Source organism: Flavobacterium glycines, assembly GCF_900100165.1.
GTDB lineage: Bacteria > Bacteroidota > Bacteroidia > Flavobacteriales > Flavobacteriaceae > Flavobacterium > Flavobacterium glycines.
In genome coordinates, this window is the sequence record NZ_FNEO01000001.1 from 130001 (window position 1) to 147640 (window position 17640).

Genomic DNA, 17640 nt, shown 5'->3' on the forward strand with positions numbered 1-17640 from the left:
TATTGTATTTTTTATTTCAATGAAAAAGAGACATGAACAAAAGTTGATTATCCTTTCAATGCTGATGATTTTAGCATTGAACTTGCCTCTTATTCTCTTATTCGATAGTTCGAAACCCTTATTTGGTTTTCCTGTCACCTACATCTACATCTTTTCAGCCTGGTTATTTTCAATTGCCACAACCTACTTAATTGTAAAAAAATATTATGAGTAGTCTGGGGCTGTTATTAATTTTAGCCATCTATGTGGTAATGCTTTTTTACATTGCCCATTGGTCAGAAAAAAGAAGCCATTCTAAATGGACTAACAACCCTTATATTTATTCCTTTTCGCTGGCTGTTTATTGTACTGCCTGGACTTATTACGGAAGTATCGGTTTAGCTGCTCAAACAGGTTTGGATTATTTACCTATCTATCTGGGGCCAATAATCATCATTCCTACCTGGATTATTATTCTTAAAAGAATTATTCGAATTTCCAGAATCAACAAGATAACCAGTATTGCCGATTTTATTTCGTTGCGTTATGGAAACAGCCGGTCACTGGGAGCCTTAGTTACTTTGATTGCTATTTTCGGGATTGTACCCTACATTGCCTTACAACTAAAATCCATATCCGATACTTTTCACGTTGTAACCAAAACCCATGCAACTTCTAACATTTTTACTGATAACACCACTTATATCTGTATTGCCTTAGCCTTATTTGCTTCTTATTACGGTAATAAATATGTGGATGCTTCCGAAAAAAGACGCGGAATTGTAACTGCTATCGCCATTGAATCGATTCTAAAATTAGTATTCTTTTTAATCATTGGGATCTACGTAACTTATTTTGTTTTTGATGGTTTTGAAGACATTTACACCAAAGCATCGGTCTTAGAAAATTTTGATAAAAAAAACACCATTGGCGGTTTACCTAACGGACTCAACTGGTTTTTTCTGTGTCTCATTTCTATGTGCGCCATCTTTATTTTACCAAGACAGTTTCACACAGCCATTGTCGAAAACAATCAGGAAAAACACGTTCGGACTGCCATTTGGTTGCTCCCACTCTATTTATTACTTTTTAACATTTTTGTTTTTCCCATAGCCTGGGGAGGAAACATTCTTTTTGAAAATAGAGGACTTAATTCCGACACTTACTCGCTATTGATTCCGCAGCATTTCGACAATAACTTCATTACTACAATTGTATTTCTTGGAGGATTTTCGGCAGCCATTTCTATGATTATCGTTTCCTCAATCACATTGGCAACCATGCTCAGCAACAACCTTTTAATTCCTTATGGTTTTATTGGTTCATTAAAAAACACCTCACAGGAAAAAAACATTAAACGTATTGTTCTGAGTCGAAAAATTGGGATTTTCTCTTTAATTATTTTAGCCTATATCATCTACCGAATTTTTGTTTTAGACTACACTTTAGTTTCCATCGGATTAGTTTCTTTTGTAATCATCGCTCAATTAGCTCCTGCTTTTTTCGGAGGTTTATTCTGGCGAAGAGGCTCTAAAAAAGGAGCTATAACAGGAATTATAGCCGGATTTTTAGTTTGTTTTTATACTTTATTGATTCCTTACGCACTTGGAACTACTAACTCCGCAAGTACTTTTGTACAGGAAGGACCTTGGGGCATAGCACTGCTGAAACCTTTCCAACTTTTTGGATTAGATTATTTAGAACCAATTCCGCAGGCAGTTTTTTGGAGCCTGTTAGTCAATCTACTCAGCTATATGGCAGTTTCGGTAAGTTTTAGCGGAAACTACAGAGAACGCAATTATGCCGAAATGTTTGTCGATATAGACAAATACATCACCAATCACGAGAATGCTTATGTATGGAAAGGGACGGCGAATATTTCGGACATTCAAAAAATATTAGAGCGTTTTCTGGGGATTGAAAGAACCCAACGCGCCATGACCATTTTTAAGCTGAAATACAATATCGATAAAGACAACGAGATTGCCGATGCGCGTTTTATCAAATTTGCCGAAAACTTACTGACAGGACATATTGGTACGGCTTCCGCCAAAATAGTTATTTCCAGTGTAGCCAAAGAAGACAAAATAAGCCTTCCTGAAGTTTTGCGAATTCTGGAAGAATCCAAAGAAAACATCATTATCAATAAAAAACTGACGGAAAGTTCGAATGAATTAAAAACCTTATCCGAACAACTTCAACTGGCCAATCAGGAACTCATTAACAAAGACATTCAAAAAGACGAATTTCTGGACACGGTAACCCATGAATTAAGAACACCCATAACAGCAATACGGGCCGCTACCGAAATCCTGCATGACGACGAAAATATTCCTGCCGAAGTACGCCAAAAATTTCTGCAAAATATCATGTCCGAATCTGACCGTTTGAACCGTTTGATTGACAAACTTTTAGATTTAGAAAAATTCGAAACAGGAAAGCAAAAAATTTACCTTTCCAGAAACAACATTTGTCAAACTATAAACAATACCTTAGAATCCTTACAGCAATTAATCATCAATAAAAAAATCCATCTCGAATACAACGATCAACTACTCGAAATTAAAGCATTTTATGATGAAGAACGCATTATTCAGGTATTGCATAATTTATTTTCAAATGCAATTAAATTCTGTCCGGATACTGATGGCAAAATTAAAATCAACATAAATGAAAACACTAATTTCATCGCTGTAAGTATTCACAACAATGGAAAAGAAATTAACCCGGAAGATCTGGAAGCTGTTTTTGACAAATTCTATCAATCCCGAAATCAAAACATAAAAAAACCCATAGGAAGTGGCTTAGGACTAGCTATTTGCAAAAAAATAATCGAACACCATAAAGGAAAAATATGGGCAGAAAGTTCAAAAAGTAATGGAACAACCATTACTTTTACATTGCCCAATTACAATACATCTGAAAAATGAAAAAAATATTAATTGTAGATGACGAACCCAATATTGTAATGTCGCTGGAATACACTTTCAAAAAAAACAATTTTGAAGTATTCATAGCCCGCGATGGGCAGGAAGCATTAGACACTTTACAAAAACAGCACCCGGATATCATCATACTTGATGTCATGATGCCTATGGTAGATGGCTACAGCACCTTGGAACAAATCAAGAAAAACCCGGAATTAGAAAATTGTAAAGTTGTTTTTCTTTCAGCAAAAAACAAAGAACAAGATATTGAAAAAGGAATTGCATTAGGAGCCAACCTTTATATAACCAAACCATTTTCGTTGAAAAAATTAGTCGAACAAGTACAAGAATTAATAAACTAACAAAACTAAATATAAACAAAAATCATGAGTCGTTACAAGATAAGTAATTTCGAAGAGTACTTCAAAGAATACAAAAAATCGATTAAAGACCCTAAGAAATTTTGGGACAAAATTGCCTCTGAAAATTTTACCTGGTATCAGGAATGGGACAAAGTTGTTGATTTTAATATGGCTGAAGCTGAAATCAAATGGTTTGTAGATGCTAAAGTTAACATCACAAAAAACTGTATTGATCGTCATTTGGCTAAAAAGGGAGATAAAACAGCCATCATTTTCGAACCAAACAATCCGGACGAAGCTTCACAATCATTCACTTACAACGAATTGCACCAAAAAGTAAGTAAAATGGCAAATGTGTTATTAAGCCAGGGTATCCAAAAAGGTGACCGTGTTTGTATTTATTTACCAATGATTCCTGAACTGGCCATTGCAACACTTGCCTGCGCCCGCATTGGAGCCATTCACTCAGTGGTTTTTGCCGGGTTTTCAGCATCAGCAGTTGCAGCCCGAATCAACGATAGCGAATGTAAAATGGTTATCACATCTGACGGAGGTTACCGCGGAAATAAAACAATTGACTTAAAAGGAATTGTTGACGAAGCATTAGTAAACTGTCCATCGGTAGAAAAAGTATTAGTTGCTAAAAGAACCAATACGGATGTTCAAATGAAAGAAGGACGTGACCAATGGCTGGCTCCTCTTGTAGAAAAAGCTTCCGACAACAATGCTGCAGAAATTATGGATGCCGAAGATCCATTGTTCATCCTTTACACTTCGGGGTCAACAGGAAAACCTAAAGGAATGGTACACACCACAGCAGGTTATATGGTTTATACCGCTTATACTTTCCAAAACGTATTTAACTACGAAGAAAATGATGTTTTTTGGTGTACTGCCGATATTGGTTGGATTACCGGACATTCTTATATTTTATACGGACCATTATTAAACGGAGCAACTACAGTTATTTTCGAGGGCGTTCCTTCTTATCCTGATTTCAGTCGTTTTTGGGAAGTAATAGAAAAACATAAAGTAAACCAATTCTATACCGCACCTACAGCCATCAGAGCTTTAGCTAAAGAAAGTTTAGATTATGTTCAAAAATATCCTTTGAGTTCTTTGAAAGTAATTGGTTCAGTAGGAGAACCTATCAACGAAGAAGCTTGGCACTGGTATAACGACCACGTAGGCGGAAAACGTTGTCCTGTTGTGGATACCTGGTGGCAAACCGAAACGGGAGGAATTCTTATTTCGCCAATTCCTTTTATTACACCAACAAAACCAACTTATGCCACCTTACCGCTTCCGGGAATTCAGGCTGTATTGATGGATGAAAAACGAAACGAGATTGAAGACAATCAGGTAGTAGGAAGTTTGTGTATTAAATTCCCTTGGCCTGGAATTGCCAGAACCATTTGGGGCGATCACAAACGCTATAAAGAAACGTATTTCTCTACTTTCCCAGGAAAATATTTCAGTGGAGACGGTGCTTTGCGTGATGAAGTAGGTTATTACAGAATTACAGGTCGTGTGGATGATGTAATTATTGTTTCTGGACATAATTTAGGAACAGCTCCTATTGAAGATGCCATCAACGAACATCCGGCAGTTGCTGAAAGTGCCATTGTAGGTTTCCCTCATGACATCAAAGGAAATGCTTTGTATGGTTTTGTAATCCTGAAAGAAACTGGGGAAAAACGCGACAAAGCAAACCTTGCAAAAGAAATCAACCAACATATTGCAGATCACATTGGACCTATTGCCAAATTAGATAAGATTCAATTTGTATCCGGATTACCAAAAACACGCTCCGGAAAAATCATGCGTCGTATACTTCGTAAGATTGCCGAAGGCGATTTTTCAAATTTTGGTGACACCACAACCCTGTTAAACCCGGAAATTGTGGACGAAATTAAAAATGGAAAAATCTAATTTCAGAATAAAAATTTCGGAATAAAAACAAAAGCTGCTCTTTTCAACGGAGCAGCTTTTATTTTTTAAACCACTATTCTAAACCTTATTTCCTTTCAAAATAGTTATTTTTGCTACATTAGTTAGTAAAACATTTACACAGATAATCCAATTATTCGTGAAATAGCAAATTCATTTACAACCTAAATCCGGGTTTTCACACAACTGTTTAATTATCTATTTTATGAAAAATGAATTGAATCCGTTAATACAAAGAATAGAACCTCCTTTTTGGTATTCAGGAATGCACAATCCCGAACTTCAAATTCTTTTTTATGGAAAAAACATTGGAGAATATGAAATTACAATTGAAAACAGTACTGCTATAACCAATATAAAACGAACTGAAAACCCCAATTTTATCTTTGTAACCATTGACACTCAAAACATAAATACAAACGAAATTGATTTTACGTTCCAACAAAAAAACAAAAAACCTTTTACCCAAAAATACGAACTCAGAAAACGACGTAAAGATTCGGCTTTACGCAAAAGTTTTGACGCCTCTGATTGTATTTACCTCTTAATGCCTGATCGTTTTGCCAATGGAAATCCAAACAACCAAAACGACAGCAACACCTCCGAAAAATACAACCGGGATTTACCCGGAGGACGTCATGGCGGGGACATTGAAGGCATCATACAAAATCTGGATTATATAAAATCTCTTGGTGTTACAGCCATTTGGAGTACTCCGCTTTGCGAAGACAACGAAACAGAATTCTCTTACCATGGCTACGCCCAATCGGATGTGTACAAAATTGATCCTCGTTTTGGAACCAATGAAGATTATATTCGTCTGGTTGAAAAAGCACACCAACTCGGACTTAAAATCATTATGGATTATGTAACGAATCATTGGGGAATTGAACATTGGATGGTAAAAGATTCACCAACAAACGACTGGATTCATCGCTTTGAAAATTACACCGAAACGAACCACAAAAGAAGCACAGTTAGTGATATCAATGCTTCAAAAATTGACAGAACCATTTGTCTCAACGGTTGGTTTGTTCCCACAATGCCTGACTTAAACATTAGCAATCCTCTAGTTTTTAACTATCTTCGTCAAAATGCCATTTGGTGGATAGAATATGCTAATCTGGACGGTTTTAGAGTAGACACTTACAACTACTCCGAACCGGAATACATTGCTAAATGGACAAAAGCTATTACTGACGAATACCCGAATTTCAACCTTGTTGGCGAAATTACTATGCGTAACCAAAGCTTACTTTCGTATTGGCAAAAAGACAGTGCCATCGCTAAAATCCAAAACTTCAATTCTAATTTACCTAGCGTAATGGATTTTGCTTTATCAGATGCTTTACAAATGGTTTTTAACGAAGACGATGACACTTGGGATCAGGGAATAACCAAAATTTACGATTTACTTTCTAAAGATTTTCTGTTTCCAAACATCAACAACTTATTAATTTTTGGAGAAAATCACGACACCCGACGATTGAATCACATTTACAATAACGACATTAGAAAATACAAAATGGCAATGATTATGCTGGCTACTTTGCGTGGAATTCCACAATTGTATTATGGTTCTGAAATTGGTATGGCGGGAGATCAAAACTTAGGCGATGCCGATATCCGAAGGGATTTTCCAGGTGGCTGGGAAAATGACGAAAATAATGCGTTCCATCCTGAAACCCGCTCTGAATGTCAAAAAGTCTATTTTGATTTTACTTCCAAATTATTCCACTGGCGAAAAACAAACGAAGCGGTACATTTTGGCAAAACCACTCATTACATTCCAGAAAACAATGTCTATGTTTATTTTAGGTACAATTCAAATAAAAGTGTCATGGTAATTATTAATAACAATCCTGAAAATCAAAATATCGACACGAAACGATTTCAGGAAAACATCAAGAATTATACAACCGGGAAGGAAGTTATAACAAACACAAAGTTTGATTTATCAAAAACTATTTCTATCGAAGGAAAATCAGGATTGATTTTAGAATTAGAATAGACTTTTCAACACAAAGTTTTTCAATTTTACCGCAAAATTCGCAAAGTTTTACACAAGGAGTGCTGAGCTTCTTAGAAAAAACTTTGTGTTTCTCTGCGTAACTTTGCGAGTCTTTGTGAGAATAAAACCCAAAACTTTGCGAACTTTGTAGTTAAAAAAACTCCATGCTCAAAATAGGTCATCGTGGCGCCAGAGGATACGCAGCAGAAAACACCCTGAGTAGTTTCGAAAAAGCAATCGATTTAAAAGTTGACGGCATTGAACTTGATGTACATTTAAGTGCCGATGGCGAACTCATGGTTATTCACGATGAAACTATTGACAGAACCACCAATGGCAAAGGTTTAGTAAACTCTTTTACAAAAGCTGAATTGCAGAATTTCAGTATTGAAGACAATAATAAAATCCCGACTCTTTCATCAGTTTTTGATTTGGTTGATCGTCGTTGTTTTATAAATATTGAGCTTAAAAGTTTTGAAACTGCCGCTAAAGTAGTTGCTTTAATCGAAAAATATATCCGTGAAAAACATTGGAAATACACTGATTTCATCGTTTCCAGTTTCGATTGGGATGCCTTAGAAGAAGTTAATTTTGTCAATCCTGAAATTCCAATTGCAGTATTGACCGAAACAGATTTAGATAAGGCATTGGCTTTCGCCAAAATAATTCAGGCAAAAGCTATCAATCCCGATTTTCAATTACTAAACATTGAAAACACTAAAAAACTACAGGAAAACGGTTTTGAAGTTTATCCATGGACTGTCAACGAAACTGCCGACATAAAAAAAATGCAATCCTTTAACGTAAACGGAATCATCTCCGATTTTCCAGATAAAATTTCCTTTTCAAACCATTAAGAACATTAAGTTCATTAAAAAATTCCATTTATGACTAAAAAAGAAATAACTCAGTTATCTTATGAAATTATTGGATATGCTATAAAAGTACATAAGAAACTAGGCCCTGGTTTATTGGAAAAAATATATGAGGAATGCTTAAAATATGAACTGGAAAAAAACGGACACAATGTGAAACAGCAAATTAATGTAGAAATCGATTATTATGATTTAGAATTATCAAATCCACTACGATTGGATTTATTAGTAAATGATTGTATTATAGTCGAATTAAAAACAGTTGAAAAGTTTCACCCAATAGACGAAGCCAAACTGTTAACCTATATGAAACTACTAAGTGTCCCACAAGGATTGCTCATTAATTTTAACACCACCAACATAACAAAATCTTACAAACCATTAATAAATGAATATTTTTCTAAACTCGCAGACGACTAAAAATATTCTTAATGTTTTAAAACAATATTCAAATAGAGCTTAATTTTCTTAACTCTCTTAATGGTTTAAACAAAAAAAGTAAACAACTAATATTTCTTAACTCCCTTAATGGTTTAAAATGAATCAAAATTTTGACATAATAATTGTTGGCGGTGGCGCAGCAGGATTTTTCACAGCCATTAACATTGTCGAAAAAAATCCGAAACTTAAAGTAGCTATCCTGGAACGCGGTGCCGAAGTTTTACAAAAAGTTCGTATTTCAGGTGGTGGGCGCTGCAATGTTACTCATGCCTGTTTTGAACCTAACGAACTGGTTAAATTTTATCCTCGTGGTGAAAAAGAATTACGAGGTCCTTTTCATCAGTTTTGTTCCGGTGATACGATAGAATGGTTTGAAAAACACGGAGTAGAATTGAAAATCGAAGAAGATGGGCGCATGTTTCCTGTTTCGAATTCTTCGCAAACCATTATTGATTGTTTCCTGAAAGCCACTCAAAAACTAGGGATTACAGTCCTGACCGGACAAAGTGTACAATCTATTTTCAAAAGAGATAATTTGTGGAAAGTGGAAACTCAAAATGAGAATTACCTTGTCGAAAAACTAATTCTTGCCACGGGCAGCAACCCTAAAATATGGGAAATGCTCCAACAACAGGGACACGCTATTGTAAGTCCCGTACCTTCGCTGTTTACTTTCAATATCAAAGATTCCAGGATTAAGGAATTACCAGGTGTTTCAGCTTTAGCTACGGTAAAAGTAAAAGATACCAAACTGACTTCAAGTGGTCCTTTATTGATTACGCACTGGGGAATGAGCGGTCCGGCAATTTTGAAATTATCAGCTTGGGGAGCGCGCATTTTACATGATAAAAATTATCAGTTCAGCATTTTTGTCAATTGGCTCAATGACATTGACACTAATGATGCCGCACAACTATTGAAAGAGCTGAAACAGGAACACGCAAAAAAAACAGTTTCTAAAAAATCACCTTTCGAATTAACAAACCGACTTTGGGAAAGCTTAGTTTTAGCCTCCGGTATTACTGCCGAAACCAAATGGGCGGATTTATCCAAAACACAACTGCAAAATTTAGCCAGCCAGTTGACAAACGCCAGTTTTCAGGTCAATGGTAAAAGCACTTTTAAAGAAGAATTTGTCACCGCCGGCGGCATCGATTTAAAAGAAATCAATTTCAAAACCATGGAAAGCAAACTGCATGAAAACCTTTTTTTCGCAGGAGAAATTGTAAATATCGATGCAATTACCGGAGGTTTTAATTTTCAAAATGCCTGGACAAGCGGATTTATTGTAGCAAATGCTATTTCACATTAATTAACATAATTTTACCTTTAAGCTTAAAGTACCTAAAGAAAAAATACTCTAGCTTTACTTACAAATTCCACCTCCATGAAATCGAAACTCCCGTTGCTTTTGTTAACTTGTATCACACAGTTTACTTATTCTCAAACGCATAAATTATTAAGAGGAAAAGTAATGTCGGAGCATTTTTTATTACAAAATGTGGATGTGATTAATAAAAACACTGAAACGGCTACCAAAACCAATGAAAAAGGAGAATTTATCCTTGCGGCAAATGTAAATGACAGTATTCTTTTTTACGACAAAGATTATCCTTTAAAAGGAATCAAACTAAGTTCAGAAGATTTAGAAACGAATAACATTATCATTTCTATTGACAAAAAACCAGAAGAGCTAAAAGAAGTTGTCATTCGCAAAGTAAATATCGATTGGAAATTTGATAAAAAATGGGAGCAAATAAAAAGAGATGAAGCTGCCGTTTACAGACAATCCAAACAATTGAAAAATCCCGGAGTTTATGACGGTACAATTACAAACGGAATAGATTTTGTCAAAATAGGAAAAATGCTTTTTGGAGATCTTTTCAAAGGAAAAAAAATAAAAGCCGACAATCCTGAAGCATTCAAAGAAATGATAACTACCAATTTTGATGAAAATTTCTTTACTGAAACCTTACAATTAAAGAAAACAGAAATCGATTCTTTTCTCACGTTTTGCAATTTCGACCCTGAGTCTAAAAAAATCCTGCAGGATAAAAATTCCAACTCGCTTATTTTAATGAATTATTTGTATGAAAAAAGCATAGAATTCAAGAAAATTAACCCCTCAGAATAAAGCTGTAATGAAAAATGTAAATCAATATATCGATACACTTCCGGTTGAAATTCAAAAAATTGCTCAGGAAATAAGACGTATCATTAAAAATGAAGCCCCCGATTGTATCGAGAGTATCTCTTATGGAATGCCTGCCTATAAAACATTTGGGAAACCGTTAGTTTACTTTGCTGTTTATAAAAATCATATTGGTTTGTATGCTACCCCTTCCGGGCATGAGCAATTTTCGAATGAACTATCAAAATACAAACAAGGTAAAGGTTCTGTTCAATTTCCTCTGCACTCCCCTATTCCTTTCGACTTAATTCAAAAAATAGTAGCTTTTAGAGTAAAAGAAAACAACGATAAATTCAAAAAATAAGAATTCGTTTTTTTTGAGATTGTTATTGATTTTTATCTGTTCAGCCACCAAACACTTGCATTTAAAACAGCTGCGAAAGCTACCCAAATCAAATAAGGCATCAATAAATATCCTGTTACTTTATTAATTTTAGTAAACTGAAAATAGGTTTCGTAAATCATCAGCCACAAAAGAATAATCTCTAAACCAGCCAACATCGGATTGTGTAAACCAAAAAACAAATAGGACCAAATTGCATTCAAGACCAATTGAATCACAAAAAACACCAAGGCTTTTTTAACAGCTCCTTTATCAAAACTAAAACGATCCCAAACCAAGCCTGCTGCCACTCCCATCATGATGTACAATAGGGTCCAAACAGGAGCAAAAACCCAATTAGGTGGATTAAAACTTGGCTTCACCAATGTTGGATACCAATCTAAAATAGCAGATCGAGTTTCTATTCCTGAAAAATAGCCCACAGCCAGACATATAGCAACTGTAACAATTATTTTAGTAATCTTATTCATAATTATATTTTTTTTCAAAAATAATAAACTTTACACCGATTCGACAAATAAAGCGATCAACCTATAATCCAAAAAAAGTATCTTTGCGCAAATTTTATCATTCATGTTTACAGCAAACGATTTTATTCCAAGCCAATATTCTCAAACAATAGAAAACGGTCACTTTCAATGGAGCGTGCCCAGCAATATCGCTTTGGTGAAATATTGGGGAAAAAAAGACAATCAGATTCCGGCTAATCCTTCGGTGAGTTTTACGCTAAATAACTGTAAAACAATTACCAAACTGTCTTTCGATAAAAAACAGAATACTGGAAATTTTTCATTCGACTTGCTTTTTGAAGGAAAACCAAAAGAAGATTTCAAGCCAAAAATCCAGAAATTCTTTGAGCGAATTGAAATCTATTTGCCTTTTCTGAAAGAGTATCATTTTACAATTGATACCGAGAATACTTTTCCGCACAGCTCCGGAATTGCTTCTTCTGCCTCAGGAATGGCGGCATTGGCAATGAACCTGATGAGTTTGGAAAAAGCCTTAAATCCTGTAATGTCTGAGGATTATTTTTATCAAAAAGCATCACTTTTAGCCCGATTAGGTTCAGGAAGTGCTTGCCGAAGCGTAAAAGGTCAAATGGTAGTTTGGGGCAACCAGACAAATATTAAAGGAAGTTCGGATTTATTTGGTGTGGAATTTCCGTATGCTGTTCACGAAAATTTCAAAAATTATCAGGATACAATTTTGCTAGTTGACAAAGGCGAAAAACAGGTTTCGAGTACTGTAGGACATGATTTAATGCACAACCATCCTTTTGCCGAAAGGCGATTTGCACAAGCACACGAAAATCTGGACGAACTAATTAGCATTTTCGAAAACGGAAATTTGGAAGAATTCATTAAAATAGTCGAAAGCGAAGCCTTGACTCTGCATGCCATGATGATGACATCCATGCCGTATTATATACTAATGAAACCAAACACTTTGGAAATTATAAATACCATTTGGAAATTCAGAAATGAGACTCAAATCCCTGTTTGTTTCACACTTGATGCCGGTGCAAATGTGCATGTTTTATATCCAAATAAAGACAAAGAAAAAATATTGCAATTTATTAAAGACGAATTAGTTGACTTTTGTCAAAATGGGCAGTACCTTTGTGACGAAATTGGAAACGGAGCTATTCAAATAAAATAATTAGTATTATATTTACTTAACGTATCTATTTCATTCTAAACTCTTAATTACAAATGAAAGGACCTTTATTTTACTCAAAAATATTACTCTTTGGAGAATACGGAATTATCCGTGATTCTAAAGGTTTATCTATTCCTTATAATTTCTATAACGGAGCTTTGAAAAAAAGCGAAAGTCCTTCATCCGAAGCCATAGCTTCTAATGCGAGTTTGAAACGTTTTGCTGATTATTTGCAAACTTTAGAAAACGAAAAAACAAACTTGGTTTCTTTTGATTTACAATCTCTAAAAAACGATATTGAAACCGGAATGTATTTTGATTCCAGCATTCCGCAAGGTTATGGTGTAGGAAGCAGTGGTGCACTAGTTGCTGCCATCTACGATAAATATGCTCAAAACAAAATCACTGTTTTAGAAAATTTAACCCGTGAAAAACTATTAGAGTTAAAAAATATATTTTCTCAAATGGAAAGCTTTTTCCACGGAAAAAGTTCAGGACTGGATCCATTAAACAGTTATTTGAGTATTCCAATTCTGATTAATTCCAAAGACCACATTGAGGCTACAGGAATCCCATCACAAAGTTTTGACGGAAAAGCTGCTGTTTTTCTTTTAGATTCGGGAATTATTGGGGAAACTGCACCGATGATTAATATTTTCATGGAAAACCTTAAAGACAAAGGTTTCCGTGCCATGTTAAAAAATCAGTTTGTAAAATACACTGATGCATGCGTAGAAAATTTCCTTGGTGGCGATATGAAATCTTTATTTTCAAACACCAAAAAACTTTCCCGAGTAGTTCTAAATCATTTCAAACCAATGATTCCAGAACAGTTTCATGAAATTTGGCAAAAAGGAATTGAAACTAACGATTACTATTTAAAACTTTGCGGATCAGGTGGTGGCGGTTACATTTTGGGCTTCACTGAAGATTTAGAACGTGCTAAAACTTCGTTAAAAGACTACAAACTGGAAGTAGTTTACCAATTTTAAAGCTATATTTATTGGGCAACCATTATAACTGTCTAAAATGTTTAGTAGAAAACACAAACTTTTAGCGTTAAAAATCATCAGTTTGTTCTCTGTAGTTAGAGGTTATAACATTCCTATAATTATTTTAGCGCAATATTTATCGGCTATATTTATATTGGCACCTGAGATTAGAGCTTTAGATATTTTATTAGATTCACATCTCTTTTTAATAGTTTTTGCCTCTTCTCTAAGCATTGCTTCGGGCTATATTATTAATAATTTTTACGACAGTAAAAAGGATTTAATCAATCGCCCTACTAAATCCATGCTGGATCGTCTGGTGAGCCAAAGCACTAAACTTAAAGTTTATTTCACCTTAAACTTCATAGCAACAATTATTGCCTGGTTTATTTCCTGGCGTGCTTTATTATTTTTTTCCGTTTATATTTTTCTGATTTGGTATTACTCCCATAAAATTAAAAGATATCCACTGATAGGAAATCTAATGGCTTCTTTAATGGCTGTACTTCCTTTTTTTGCAATATTATTGTATTACTACACCAAGTTACCCTTATACGAAATAGAGAACTATAAAAGTCAATTTATGGTCATTTTTGCGCACGCCACATTTCTATTTTTATTATTACTTATCAGAGAAATGATTAAAGATTTAGAAAACATAAAAGGAGACATTGCCGACAATTACCAAACCATTCCTGTTCTTTATGGAGAAAAGACTTCTAAAAAAATAATTAGCATCCTAACTTGTCTAACGCTGTTCCCCATTTATATATTAATCGAAATTTACGATGTGGGGTATATGGATATTTATTTTTATTCCAGCCTTATTATTCTTATTTTCTGCACGATGTATTTATGGAAATCAAATACTAAAACCCAATTTCTTTTACTCCATAATGTGCTGAAATTTTTAATAGTATCGGGTGTCTTTTGCATTATACTAATAGACCCAAGTGTTTTATGGCATGGTAAAAAATTACTGTTTACATTTTAAAATCAAATCACAAAAGGCAATTATCTAAAACTACTTAATTGATAATAATTCGCTTTTATCAATTAGCAATCATATAAATACTATCTTTGCACAAATTATTAAATATTATGAATAATAAGGAAGGCAATAACAAAAGAGGCAGTTCAAGACCTAACAGATCAAGACCAAACTCTAACAAGCCAAAAGCTGCTTTGCCAAAAAGAGCACAAGGACCTAAAAAATCAAAATTTAGTACTAATAACACTGATGAAGCTGCTCAAAAAACAGGAAAAAAACCAAATCCGGTTGCTAAAAGACCTAAAGCAAAAGACGAAATCCGTTTAAACAAATACATCTCAAATTCAGGTGTTTGCTCACGTCGAGACGCTGATATCTACATCCAGTCAGGAAATGTAAAAGTCAATGGTGTTGCTGTAACCGAGATGGGATACTTAGTAAAACCAGGAGATACAGTAAACTTTGACGGAGTAACATTAACTCCTGAGAAAAAAGTATATATCTTATTGAACAAACCTAAAAACTTCACTACTGCACTAGATGAAGGACAGGAATATCGTAATGTATTAGAATTAGTCAAAGGTTCTACTACAGCTAAGATTGCCCCTGTGGGACGTATGGATAAAAACACCACCGGACTTTTATTGTTCACTAATGATACCGATATGATTAGAAAATTCACACTTCCTAATCAGAAATCATCTAAAATCTATCAGGTTTCTTTAGATAAAAACTTAAAATTCGAAGATCTGGAAAAAATAAACAAAGGCTTAGTCATTGATGGTCATCGTGTTTATGTGGAAGAAGTAAGTTATATAGAAGGAGAGGCAAAAAGTGAAGTAGGACTTAAATTAAAAACAGCCAACGTTAAGGTAGTTCGTTCTGTTTTTGAACATTTTGATTACGATGTTTTAAAAATTGACCGTGTTGCTTTTGCAGGATTAACCAAAAAGAATTTACCGCGAGGTAACTGGCGATTACTTACTGAACAGGAAATCATCAATTTAAAAAACGCTTAGTTTTAAAAGACAATCAAATACTAAAAGCCGCTTCAGAAATTCAATCCCTGAAGCGGCTCTTTTTTGTCCAAAAAAAAGCCGTTCCAAAAAACTAGAACGACTTTTTTAACTACAAAAACTATTATTACTATAGGAATTACCAATTAAAAGGCAAATACCAGTTATTTGGATTTAATAATTTAGCACGAACTTCCGTTGCATGAGGATTACCTTCTTTGCTCAACTTATCATAAATTTTATTAGCTAAGAAAGAAGGATCATTTCTGCGTCTGGCAATACGCACTAAATCTTCCCAACGGTTTCCTTCGTAAGCTAATTCCAGAGCAGCTTCATCAATTAAACTATTTTCAATAGAAATCAAACTATCAGAGGCAGCAATATTTGTTATAGGTCTTAGCCTTGCTCTTCCACGAATTCCTGTATTACGATGCCATGGTGCTCTAAAGTTTGGATGATCTCCCTGGCGGGCATCAAAATCATAAGGAAAAGGTAGTTTAGTTTGCATTGCATTAGTCACATCATCTGTACTTACATTTAAGCCTCCTCTATTATATTCAGTCTGAATACCATTATTTAAAAGTGCAATGGCAATACGGTGTTTATTATCCCTATTTGCAGCTTCAGCATAACGTAAATGCAATTTAGTTGCACGATATAAAAACCAATCTCCATCTGTTTTAAACTGATTTCCGGCTGCCTCATATTTATAAATATATTTCATAATAACAGGATCACCTCCAACTATGTTATAAGTAAATTTTGGACCACGTGCATCATATGGATAACCAAATGTTTGTGTATTAGAGTTCCAACGATCAATTGCACTTTGTGATGGTTTAGCCAAATAACTACCTGAAGTTTTTGAGAAAAAGCTAATAAAAGGATTAGCCGGAGCAAAATCACTATCAAAAGGTAATGACCAAATCCATTCAGAATCCCATAATACATCTCGATCTCTTCCAAAAATAGAACGCCAACCTTTGGTATTACTATTTACTAAAGTAGTTGCATCTTGCTCAAAATTTCTTAAATACCCAACTGCTAGGTCATCATTTGTAATAACTTCAGCATATTTAACTTTATAATAATTTAAAGCATCACCTCCAGGGGTGGGTGTAGTTTCCATTACATTTTTATAATGAGAAGCGGCCGACAAATAATTCCCTTTCCATAATTCTAAATCCCCTAACAAACATTCTTTATTGATAAAGAATTTCAAAGTACTGTATCCGTCTACAGTAATTCTTAGACTACTTTGAGAATCATACAAATCTTTATAAGTCAAGCCTTCCGTAAATGTTACTAATTTATCCAAAAGTTGATCAAAAGGCAATCGAGGATATTTATTAATATTTTTCACATCTTCAAGAGTTTCAATAGGACCAGTGATGTATGGAACAGTCCCGTATTGAATTCCTAACTGCAAGTAAATCCAAGTACGAATACAAGCTATATCTGCATAACGCTGATCGTATTCTGATTGTTTGAATCGCTTTTTAGCCAACATAATATCAAAATTAGCCAAAGCGTTATTACAATTTTGAATCACCTCATAAAACTCTTTAGGATTAATATACGGGTTTTCAGCAGACACGTTTTGTTCCGAAAGCTGTTGTAAATAAGGATCCGAATTACGAGTCGTTGTCATCAAATCGGCACGCATCTCATTAAGAATCACATACTTTTTAGCAAGTCCCATAAATTTACCATAAACCCCTATAACAGCAGCATCAGCATCATAAACATTGCGATACATTTGCTCTCCTGTAAGTTTATCTTCTGGCTGCACATCCAGATAGTCCTGACATGAACCAAGACTTAGTACCAAAACCATTCCTGTTACAATGGAAAGAATACTTTTTGTTGTTTTTGTTTTTATTGTTGTTATCATCTGTATATT

16 protein-coding genes are annotated in these 17640 nt (G+C 34.5%); 14 read left to right on the forward strand and 2 right to left on the reverse strand.

Going from position 1 to position 17640, the window contains the following annotated elements; genetic code table 11:
* The first annotated feature begins 19 nt into the window (after window positions 1-19).
* The 10 genes from BLR17_RS00540 (at window position 20) to BLR17_RS00585 (ending at window position 11040) form a co-directional block, all read left to right on the forward strand.
* A complete protein-coding gene (locus BLR17_RS00540; RefSeq protein ID WP_074517099.1) occupies window positions 20-214 on the forward strand; it encodes a hypothetical protein in 195 nt (64 codons plus the stop codon).
* Window positions 207-2909: an ATP-binding protein gene (locus BLR17_RS00545; RefSeq protein ID WP_066328600.1), complete on the forward strand. Its 2703-nt coding sequence runs from the start codon at window positions 207-209 to the stop codon at window positions 2907-2909. Before BLR17_RS00540 ends, BLR17_RS00545 begins: the two co-directional genes overlap by 8 nt.
* A complete protein-coding gene (locus BLR17_RS00550; RefSeq protein ID WP_066328599.1) occupies window positions 2906-3268 on the forward strand; it encodes a response regulator transcription factor in 363 nt (120 codons plus the stop codon). The genes BLR17_RS00545 and BLR17_RS00550 overlap by 4 nt, the downstream gene beginning before the upstream one ends.
* A gap of 24 nt (window positions 3269-3292) precedes the next feature.
* Window positions 3293-5200, forward strand: a complete 1908-nt coding sequence (gene acs / locus BLR17_RS00555; protein ID WP_066328597.1) for an acetate--CoA ligase — start codon at window positions 3293-3295, stop codon at window positions 5198-5200.
* Between the two features lie 223 nt (window positions 5201-5423).
* Window positions 5424-7229, forward strand: a complete 1806-nt coding sequence (locus tag BLR17_RS00560) for a glycoside hydrolase family 13 protein (protein ID WP_066328595.1) — start codon at window positions 5424-5426, stop codon at window positions 7227-7229.
* A 164-nt stretch (window positions 7230-7393) separates the two neighbouring features.
* Complete coding sequence (locus tag BLR17_RS00565; protein WP_066328593.1) at window positions 7394-8086, forward strand: glycerophosphodiester phosphodiesterase; 693 nt, start codon at window positions 7394-7396, stop codon at window positions 8084-8086.
* A 30-nt stretch (window positions 8087-8116) separates the two neighbouring features.
* Window positions 8117-8524, forward strand: a complete 408-nt coding sequence (locus tag BLR17_RS00570) for a GxxExxY protein (RefSeq protein ID WP_066328592.1) — start codon at window positions 8117-8119, stop codon at window positions 8522-8524.
* 118 nt (window positions 8525-8642) lie between these two features.
* Window positions 8643-9857 carry a BaiN/RdsA family NAD(P)/FAD-dependent oxidoreductase gene (locus tag BLR17_RS00575; RefSeq protein WP_066328591.1) on the forward strand — a complete coding sequence of 405 codons (1215 nt, stop codon included), beginning with the start codon at window positions 8643-8645 and terminating at the stop codon, window positions 9855-9857.
* Between the two features lie 75 nt (window positions 9858-9932).
* Window positions 9933-10679 (forward strand): hypothetical protein, encoded by a 747-nt coding sequence (locus BLR17_RS00580; protein ID WP_066328590.1) that lies wholly within the window; start codon window positions 9933-9935, stop codon window positions 10677-10679.
* Window positions 10680-10686: 7 nt separating this feature from the next.
* Window positions 10687-11040, forward strand: coding sequence for an iron chaperone (locus tag BLR17_RS00585; protein WP_066328589.1), 354 nt, complete (start codon window positions 10687-10689; stop codon window positions 11038-11040).
* Window positions 11041-11072: 32 nt separating this feature from the next.
* Here the strand turns inward: BLR17_RS00585 and BLR17_RS00590 are convergent, their stop codons facing one another.
* Window positions 11073-11549 carry a TspO/MBR family protein gene (locus tag BLR17_RS00590; RefSeq protein ID WP_066328588.1) on the reverse strand — a complete coding sequence of 159 codons (477 nt, stop codon included), beginning with the start codon at window positions 11547-11549 and terminating at the stop codon, window positions 11073-11075.
* A 103-nt stretch (window positions 11550-11652) separates the two neighbouring features.
* Between BLR17_RS00590 and BLR17_RS00595 the strand changes: the two genes are divergently transcribed.
* From BLR17_RS00595 to BLR17_RS00610, 4 genes are all read left to right on the forward strand, one after another.
* Window positions 11653-12738 carry a diphosphomevalonate decarboxylase gene (locus tag BLR17_RS00595; protein ID WP_066328586.1) on the forward strand — a complete coding sequence of 362 codons (1086 nt, stop codon included), beginning with the start codon at window positions 11653-11655 and terminating at the stop codon, window positions 12736-12738.
* 53 nt (window positions 12739-12791) lie between these two features.
* Window positions 12792-13730, forward strand: coding sequence for a mevalonate kinase family protein (locus tag BLR17_RS00600; protein WP_066328584.1), 939 nt, complete (start codon window positions 12792-12794; stop codon window positions 13728-13730).
* Window positions 13731-13767: 37 nt separating this feature from the next.
* Window positions 13768-14724, forward strand: coding sequence for a geranylgeranylglycerol-phosphate geranylgeranyltransferase (locus BLR17_RS00605; RefSeq protein WP_066328583.1), 957 nt, complete (start codon window positions 13768-13770; stop codon window positions 14722-14724).
* A gap of 107 nt (window positions 14725-14831) precedes the next feature.
* Entirely contained in the window at window positions 14832-15740 is a 909-nt protein-coding gene (locus BLR17_RS00610) for a pseudouridine synthase (protein ID WP_066328582.1), read from the forward strand.
* 136 nt (window positions 15741-15876) lie between these two features.
* On the opposite strand, the gene BLR17_RS00615 is transcribed toward BLR17_RS00610, so the two are convergent.
* The gene (locus BLR17_RS00615) at window positions 15877-17631 is read right to left on the reverse strand and encodes a RagB/SusD family nutrient uptake outer membrane protein (protein WP_245683098.1); all 1755 of its coding nucleotides are present in this window, start codon (window positions 17629-17631) and stop codon (window positions 15877-15879) included.
* Window positions 17632-17640 lie beyond the last annotated feature (9 nt).

Bases quoted from the DNA above. Each gene is read 5' to 3' on its own strand.
- BLR17_RS00540 (WP_074517099.1), top strand. From the start codon at position 20: ATGAAAAAGAGACATGAACAAAAGTTGATTATCCTTTCAATGCTGATG.
- BLR17_RS00545 (WP_066328600.1), top strand. From the start codon at position 207: ATGAGTAGTCTGGGGCTGTTATTAATTTTAGCCATCTATGTGGTAATG.
- BLR17_RS00550 (WP_066328599.1), top strand. From the start codon at position 2,906: ATGAAAAAAATATTAATTGTAGATGACGAACCCAATATTGTAATGTCG.
- acs (WP_066328597.1), top strand. From the start codon at position 3,293: ATGAGTCGTTACAAGATAAGTAATTTCGAAGAGTACTTCAAAGAATAC.
- BLR17_RS00560 (WP_066328595.1), top strand. From the start codon at position 5,424: ATGAAAAATGAATTGAATCCGTTAATACAAAGAATAGAACCTCCTTTT.
- BLR17_RS00565 (WP_066328593.1), top strand. From the start codon at position 7,394: ATGCTCAAAATAGGTCATCGTGGCGCCAGAGGATACGCAGCAGAAAAC.
- BLR17_RS00570 (WP_066328592.1), top strand. From the start codon at position 8,117: ATGACTAAAAAAGAAATAACTCAGTTATCTTATGAAATTATTGGATAT.
- BLR17_RS00575 (WP_066328591.1), top strand. From the start codon at position 8,643: ATGAATCAAAATTTTGACATAATAATTGTTGGCGGTGGCGCAGCAGGA.
- BLR17_RS00580 (WP_066328590.1), top strand. From the start codon at position 9,933: ATGAAATCGAAACTCCCGTTGCTTTTGTTAACTTGTATCACACAGTTT.
- BLR17_RS00585 (WP_066328589.1), top strand. From the start codon at position 10,687: ATGAAAAATGTAAATCAATATATCGATACACTTCCGGTTGAAATTCAA.
- BLR17_RS00590 (WP_066328588.1), bottom strand. From the start codon at position 11,549: ATGAATAAGATTACTAAAATAATTGTTACAGTTGCTATATGTCTGGCT.
- BLR17_RS00595 (WP_066328586.1), top strand. From the start codon at position 11,653: ATGTTTACAGCAAACGATTTTATTCCAAGCCAATATTCTCAAACAATA.
- BLR17_RS00600 (WP_066328584.1), top strand. From the start codon at position 12,792: ATGAAAGGACCTTTATTTTACTCAAAAATATTACTCTTTGGAGAATAC.
- BLR17_RS00605 (WP_066328583.1), top strand. From the start codon at position 13,768: ATGTTTAGTAGAAAACACAAACTTTTAGCGTTAAAAATCATCAGTTTG.
- BLR17_RS00610 (WP_066328582.1), top strand. From the start codon at position 14,832: ATGAATAATAAGGAAGGCAATAACAAAAGAGGCAGTTCAAGACCTAAC.
- BLR17_RS00615 (WP_245683098.1), bottom strand. From the start codon at position 17,631: ATGATAACAACAATAAAAACAAAAACAACAAAAAGTATTCTTTCCATT.